General features: G+C 55.3%; 2 protein-coding genes. One reads left to right on the forward strand and one right to left on the reverse strand.

What is annotated here, in order from left to right; all coding sequences use genetic code 11:
• Positions 1 to 59 precede the first annotated feature (59 nt).
• Positions 60 to 674 (forward strand): pyridoxamine 5'-phosphate oxidase family protein, encoded by a 615-nt coding sequence (locus NP596_RS21390; protein ID WP_256617404.1) that lies wholly within the window; start codon positions 60 to 62, stop codon positions 672 to 674.
• A gap of 181 nt (positions 675 to 855) precedes the next feature.
• On the opposite strand, the gene fdxA is transcribed toward NP596_RS21390, so the two are convergent.
• Positions 856 to 1,179, reverse strand: coding sequence for a ferredoxin FdxA (fdxA, locus tag NP596_RS21395; protein ID WP_256617405.1), 324 nt, complete (start codon positions 1,177 to 1,179; stop codon positions 856 to 858).
• Positions 1,180 to 1,320: the final 141 nt, after the last annotated feature.

Raw genomic sequence — 1,320 nt, forward strand, 5'->3', positions numbered from 1 at the left:
GGAGCGGGCCGCGGTTCGCCCGCTCCGGCTTTAATTCTTGAATTTTTTGGAGCATCGCCATGGCCAGTGCATTTGCCGATATTGCCTTTACCGCCAGCGTCAAAGCCGCGCAGAGTTCCTACGGCAGCCGTCAAGCCAATCGCGGTTTCGAATTGGCCGAGGATCCCCGCAATAGTCTGACGCCGCGCGAAACAGCGTTCATCGCCGAACGCGACAGCTTTTATCAAGCGACGGTGTCGGAGTCGGGCTGGCCGTATGTGCAGCACCGCGGCGGCCCGAAAGGCTTTTTAAAGGTGCTGGACGAACGCCATATCGGCTATGCCGATTTTCGCGGCAATGTGCAGTATCTGAGCGTTGGCAATCTGAATGCCAATGAGCGGATCTCGCTAATTTTGATGGATTATCCCAACCGGAGGCGGCTGAAAATATGGGGCCGGGCGCGAATTGCGCATGAAGCCGATGAACCGGATTTGATTGCACGGCTCGAAGTGCCGGACTATCGGGCCAGGGTCGAACGCGGCCTGCTGATAACGGTGGAAGCCTTGGACTGGAATTGCCCCCAGCATATTACCCGCCGTTATTCGGAGGCGGAAATGCAGGGCCTGCTGGCGGCTGTTTTGGACGAAAACCGGTTGTTGAAGGCGCAATTGGCCGAATTATCGGCTGGACATTAACGAAACAGGCGTTGCCCGGCGTTAAGGGCCCGGGCGATTAGGCCTACAGTCTGAGAGCCCGACACACGGTGCGGGCCCGGTATCCAGGCGGTTGCCGAGAAACCGGGGGGGAACCAGCGGGATTCACTGCTGGCGAATAGCGAAAATCTCCACTTGCCTGGAGATTTTCGGCCAACCCAGTTTATCTTTCCAACAGATCGAATTTACCGGCTTTGCCGTTCCATTCGTCGGCATCCGGCAGGGCGTCCTTCACTTCGGTAATGGTGGGCCATACCTTGGCCAATTCGGCATTCAATGCAATGAAATGCTCTTGGCCTTCGGGGACTTCATCTTCGGCATGAATGGCGTTGGCCGGGCATTCCGGTTCGCACAGGGTGCAATCGATACATTCGTCCGGATCGATAACCAGAAAATTCGGGCCTTCATGAAAGCAATCGACTGGGCAGACGTCAACGCAGTCGGTGAATTTGCATTTGATACAGTTCTCGGTGATTACAAAAGCCATAATGTTCTTCCAAGGTTAGGTAAATGAACAAGTTTCCCGCTGTCGGAAACTTTATGCTTGAAAAAGAAACTGCCGCAACGGCGGCAGAGTGCTGAATTACATGAGTCTTCGGCGGTTGAAGCAGGCCGATGCCCGCTTCAA

It is taken from the genome of Methylomonas rivi, from assembly GCF_024505165.1.
Taxonomy (GTDB): Bacteria; Pseudomonadota; Gammaproteobacteria; order Methylococcales; family Methylomonadaceae; genus Methylomonas; species Methylomonas rivi.